This window comes from Bacteroides sp. AF20-13LB, assembly GCF_003603065.1.
GTDB classification, from domain to species: domain Bacteria; phylum Bacteroidota; class Bacteroidia; order Bacteroidales; family Bacteroidaceae; genus Bacteroides; species Bacteroides uniformis.
In genome coordinates, this window is record NZ_QTMH01000034.1 from 1 (window position 1) to 6,383 (window position 6,383).

General features: G+C 35.8%; 4 protein-coding genes. All 4 read left to right on the forward strand.

What is annotated here, in order from left to right; all coding sequences use genetic code 11:
• Positions 1–83 precede the first annotated feature (83 nt).
• Positions 84–1,259 (forward strand): glycoside hydrolase family 172 protein, encoded by a 1,176-nt coding sequence (locus tag DWX62_RS21555; RefSeq protein ID WP_005824687.1) that lies wholly within the window; start codon positions 84–86, stop codon positions 1,257–1,259.
• 102 nt (positions 1,260–1,361) lie between these two features.
• Positions 1,362–4,286, forward strand: coding sequence for a TonB-dependent receptor (locus tag DWX62_RS21560; protein WP_229031968.1), 2,925 nt, complete (start codon positions 1,362–1,364; stop codon positions 4,284–4,286).
• Between the two features lie 18 nt (positions 4,287–4,304).
• The gene (locus DWX62_RS21565; protein ID WP_005824689.1) at positions 4,305–5,879 is read left to right on the forward strand and encodes a RagB/SusD family nutrient uptake outer membrane protein; all 1,575 of its coding nucleotides are present in this window, start codon (positions 4,305–4,307) and stop codon (positions 5,877–5,879) included.
• Positions 5,880–5,955: 76 nt separating this feature from the next.
• A partial coding sequence (locus DWX62_RS21570; protein WP_243636292.1) for a glycoside hydrolase family 97 N-terminal domain-containing protein occupies positions 5,956–6,383 on the forward strand: 428 nt, incomplete at its 3' end.

Sequence of the window (6,383 nt, forward strand, 5' to 3'; positions counted from 1 at the left end):
AAACTATACAAGAAATATCTTGAACTGGCAAAACTTGCTGAAACCATTAACTAAGTATATAAACCAATTAATTTATTTAAACCATGAAAATCAAATTTTTTATCTTAGCAGCCTTATGTATGGCAACTATAAGCATTTACGCTCAAAATTTTAATGGACTTGACATGAATATGGGTAATTTATATCGCTTATCCAATGCCAAGACACGTTCCATCAGCCCTGAAAACTTTACAGGTGAGAAAGGTAAAGGTGGTATGGCTGATCCAATTACAGATAAAGAAAAAATAAATCAAGCTAATGCACATCATGCAGCTAAAACTTTAGGGCAAGGCTGGAAAGTCAATCCTTATGTAAACATTGGCCCTAACGAAACTTTTACTTTAGCAGAAATCGAAGGCCCTGGTTCTATACAACAAATTTGGATGACACCAACAGGTGAATGGAGAAAAACAATTATTCGCTTTTATTGGGATGATGAAAAAGAACCTTCTGTAGAGTGCCCTATAGGTGATTTTTTCTGCAGTGGTTGGGGACTATATTCTCCATTAAGTTCATTAGCAGTTTGTGTAAACCCTGGTAGTGCGTTCAATTGTTATTGGCAAATGCCTTTCCGCAAAAAATGTAAAATTACAATGGAAAACATTGACCCCAATAATGAAATGAGAGTTTATTACCAAATAAACTACACTTTAACAGAAGTTCCTGAGGATGCAGCTTATTTTCATGCACAATTCCGTCGCTCAAATCCTAATATAAATTCTGACCATGTATTGGTTGATGGTATTAAAGGTAAAGGACAATACGTTGGTACATATATTGCTTGGCAAGTGAATAATAACGGTTGGTGGGGTGAAGGTGAAATTAAATTCTTCATGGATGGTGATAAGAAATTTCCGACAATCTGCGGTACTGGTACAGAAGATTACTTTTGCGGATCTTACAACTTTGAAAATAAAACGACGCATCAATATGAAGAATTCACTACTCCTTATGCAGGATTACATCAGATTATTCGCCCAGATGGAGTTTATCGTTCACAACAACGTTTTGGCATGTATCGTTGGCACATACTTGATCCAATCCGTTTTGAAAAGGATTTAAAAGTTACAATTCAAGATCTTGGATGGCGTAACGACGGCCGATATCTCGATCAGAAATCAGACATTTCTTCTGTTGTATTTTGGTATCAAACTGAACCACATGCTAAATTTCCAACATTACCTTCAGTAGACGATCTAGAAATTGTACGACCTTTTTAAAATACTCTGAGAAATATATAATTATTTATCTAAACATTTTATCACTTTGAATCTATGCTAAATTTTTATCAAAAAAGGACTTTGTCCAATACAATTCGACTAATGACAATATTATATATGTTATGCATATGTCAATTAGCTATTGCACAAACCAAAAACTTCCAAGGTGTCGTAAAAGATGCAAAAGGCAACACATTACCAGGAGTTACAATATTGGAAACTGGCACCAGTAATGGAGTTTCAACAAATATTGACGGAATATTTGAGATAAAATTAAGACCTGGCAGTACATTAACAGTAAGTTATATTGGATACATTACTCGCACCATTCCAACTAACGATAAAACTACTTTTTTAAACATCATTCTTGAAGAAGATGTATTTCAGCTTGATGATGTGGTAGTGGTAGGTTATGGTTCCATGAAAAAAGGTGAAGTAACCAGTGCTATTACATCAGTAAAAAAAGACGATTTTCTTGCCGGGATGGTAAAAAGTCCCGAACAACTCCTTCAAGGAAAAGTAGCAGGTCTTCAACTTTCAAATTATACTGGTGATCCTGTATTAGGACTCGAAATGACTATTCGAGGTGTTAATTCATTATCTGGTAATACTAGTCCATTGATCGTTATTGACGGAATTCCAGGTGGTAGTTTAACAGCTATTTCAAGTGAAGACATAGAATCTATAGATGTGCTAAAAGATGGTTCTGCAGCTGCTATTTATGGTACTCGTGGTACAAATGGTGTCATTGTAATTACTACCAATCGTGCTAAAGCGACTAAACTTTCCATGGAGTATAATGGATCTATCTCATTTGAAACATTTGCAAAACATGCTGATATGTTAACAGCCAATGATTATCGTAGATTAACAGATGATCCTGATTTTCCAGGTATTCAAGATGAGGGAACTACCACTGATTGGGTGGACGCTATTAGTCGTACAGCTATCAGCCACAATCATTTTCTTTCTTTGAAAGGTGGTAGCGCTGAATCCAATTACGTAGCTTCCATAGATTATCGCAAACGTGAAGGTGTCATTCGTCATACAGATCGTGAATCTATTACAGCTAAAATAGGTCTAAATCATAATATGTTCAATAATAAATTACGCTTTCAATTCAATATCAATGATAGTTATGTCACCCAACAACGTGCATGGTATGCAGCCTATTTAAATGCTTTATTAGAAAATCCTACCCGCCCTATCTATGATGAAAATGGAAATTATACGGAATATAAAGTAAATCTTAAACCTTATAATCCGGTTGCCATGATTAATGAAGAATATGATGTAGAAGGATACAATCAATTAATGATGAGCGGGAAAATAACTTTATCACCAATTGAAGGTCTTAATCTAAGTGTGATGGGAGCTATGCAACGTTTTGATCGCATGGAGAATAAAAGCAATACATTTAAACATATGACTACTGTGGTAAACGGAGATTATGGTAATGTTTGGAATTGGGCTGATAATACAATGCAAAAGAATTTAGAATTGGTAGGTGATTATACCAAATCATTAGGTTTACACAATCTAGGTGCCATGATAGGTTATAGTTACCAAGATGATGATGCTAAAGGTATATATCAATGGGCAAAAGATTTTCCAACAGATATGTTTGGACCTTGGAATATTGGTTCTATGAATGATATGAAGGATAATAAGGCAGCTATGACCAGTTATAGAAATACTCATAAACTAATTTCATTTTTTGGTCGATTGACTTATAATTACAATGAAAAGTATATGTTTATGGCCAGTTTACGCCGTGAAGGTTCATCACGCTTTGGAGATAACCATAAATGGGGTTGGTTTCCTGCTATATCAGCAGGATGGCGCATTAGCAAAGAGAATTTTATGCAAGATATCCAATGGTTAGATGACTTAAAAGTTCGCATAGGTTATGGCGTTACAGGTAATGAAGTCACATCTAATTTACTATCCATGTATTTGTTAAATTATGGTGGATATGCATATATTAATGGAAAATGGACACAAGGTGCAGGTCCATACCAAAATCCTAATCCCGATTTAAAATGGGAAACGAAGAGTGAGTTAAATTTGGGACTTGATTTTTCATTCCTAAAAAATAGACTTTCTGGTTCTATTGATATTTATCACCGTGAAACTTCAGATCTACTTTCTACCTATGAAGTACCAACTCCACCTTACATTGTATCAAGTATGATGGCAAATGTTGGAAAAATTAGAAATCAAGGCATCGAATTGTTATTAAGTGGTACTCCTATTAAAACACGCGATTTACGTTTTGACATTACAGGAACATTTTCCTATAACAAAAATAAAATCATTTCTTTATCAAATGGACTTTATCAAAAAGATTATTGGTATGAAGGAGCTACCGGTTCACCAATTCAAACCCATACTCACATAGTAAGAGAAGGTGATCCCGTTGGTAATTTCCATGGTTTCCAGACTCATAGTCTTACATCTGATGGTTTATGGATGGTATATGGTGCTGATGGTCAACCCAAATTATTGACTGATGCTGATGATGGCGACAAAAAAGTTATTGGTAATGGTATTCCAACAACTTATGGAAGTCTAAATTTAGCATTAAGCTATAAAGGTTTCGACGTATCTGTTATGTTCCGCGGTGCATTCAATTTTCAAGTCTTGAACCGCCAACGTATGCATTGGGAAACAACCTCACGTATTGGAGAAGGCAATCTACCTCGCTCAGTATTGGAAAAACCATTTGGTAGTAATTCATATGTAAAAGGTGCTCCTGCTATGCAAAGTTATTATGTAGAAGATGGTGATTATGTAAAATTGGATAATATAAGTGTTGGCTATACATTTAATCTTAAAAAACAAAAAGTCATTCAACGTCTTCGTCTATATGTAGCAGGCAATAATTTACTCACAATGACTGGTTATAAAGGACTAGATCCAGAAGTTAGTATTAAAGGACTTGCTCCTGGTGTTGAAGGATCTGGTGCAGGCGAGTTATATCCCACTACACGTCAGTTCACTGTTGGCTTAAATCTTTTATTTTAACCTTAAAAAATTACAGCAATGTTCAAAAAACAATATATTACTGGTGCATTTTTAGCTGTTATCTCTTTATTCAGTTCTTGTACCAATTTGGATGAAGAAATTTTTAGTAGCATCCCTGAAAAAGACTTTTATAAAACTGAATCTGAATTCTTGGCAGCCATGGTTCCCATATATTCCAGTATGCGTACCTTAACAGAACATTCAAACTGGTGGGATTTAGAAGAAACTACCGATGTTTGTGTTACTCCAGTTAAAAATCATGGCTTATGGTATGATGGAGGTATTTATATTCGCTTACACCAACATTCTTGGATGGAAGAAGATGCACATCTAAACAATATATGGAATGCATTATATTCAGGTGTCTCAAGTGCTAATAGAGTTCTTTACCAATTTGAAAATTCAACAATAGAAATGAATGGTAAAGAAAATTATATTGCAGAATTAAAAGTAGCTCGCGCATTTTATTATTACTTACTACTAGAAGCTTTTGGTAATGTTCCCATTATTGATCGATTTGATGTTCCTGATGGTTATTTACCAGCAACAGAGCCACGGTCTAAAGTTTTTGAATTCGTTGAGTCGGAATTAAAAAATAATATCAATAACTTAAGTGAAGATGTCTTAAACACCTATGGACGTTTTAATAAATGGAACGCAAAAATGCTTTTGGCACGTCTATATTTGAATGCCGAAGCATGGATAGGAACTCCCATGTATAATGAATGTGAAAATTTATGCAATGAAATTATTGCTACTAATAAATATAGACTAGACGGAGATTATTCACTCCCATTTTCTACAAATAACGAATTGAGTAATGAAACAATGTTTGTAATTCCATTCGATGAAACCAAATCAGGTGGTCAAATTTATATGTGGGCACGCAAAACTTTACACTATTCTCAAATGCAAACTTTCAACCTCCAAGCCACTTGGCTTGATGGTGGGTGCGTCGGAGTTCCTACTTTCTTTGATAACTATATAGAAGGTGATAAGCGTTTAGAAAAAACATGGCGCATGGGACAACAATATGCACTTGATGGTACTCCATTATGGACAAATGGTTGGTGCGGAGACCCACAAATGCTGCTCAGTTATACCAAAGATGTTACTAATATTAGTGGAGATGCTACCATGTATCAAGGGTATCGTTTTGGCAAATATGAAATCAAAATAGGTGCAACAGGTACTCCTGATAATGATTATGTCATTATGAGATATGCCGAAGTATTAATGATGAAAGCTGAATGTATACTCCGTACAGGAGGTAGCTCACAAGAAGCTGCCGAATTAGTAAATGAAGTACGTAGAAGAAACTTCGATACAACCAATGAATTAACCGGTTCAGAATTAGAAGCTACCACAATTTGTAATGGAGTTCCAGTAAAATATGGTCGTTTTCTTCAAGAACTTGGTGTAGAATTTGCATTAGAAGGCTTACGTCGAAGTCAACTTATTCGTTTTGATAATAATTTCACAAAAGGTACTTGGTGGGAACACCAGCCTACTAATGATACAAAACGTAATCTCATGCTAATACCATTTGATCAGCTACAACGTAATTCTAATTTAGTACAAAACCCTAAATAATACTATCATATTTCAAGCGGAATTTGAAAAATGTAAATTCCGCTTGTATTTTCTAACTAAATATATTATTATAAAAATGAGAAAACTTTTTATTATATGTGCCCTCCTATTCTGCCTTGGTACCGCTTCAGCCCAGCAGAAGTTCTCTGTGGCATCTCCCGACGGGAAGCTGAAGCTTGTGTTGGACATAGCACCTGAGAAAGTGGCCTACAGCGTGAAATACAGGAAACAGCAGCTGCTGGAGGACTCAAGGCTGGGATTCGAGTTCGACAGCGGGGAGTTCGGGGCAGGGCTCAAGGCGGGAAAGGTACAAAGGAGGAAAATAGACGAGGCCTACGAGCTGGTAGTGGGGAAGGTCCGCAGAGCGAGGAACTACTGCAACGAGATGACAGTGCCCCTGGTGGAAAGGAATGGGAAGGAGAGAACAGTGAACCTAATTGTAAGAGCATTCGATGACGGGATAGCATTCAGATATGAATTTCCGGAACAGAAAGCATGGGATTC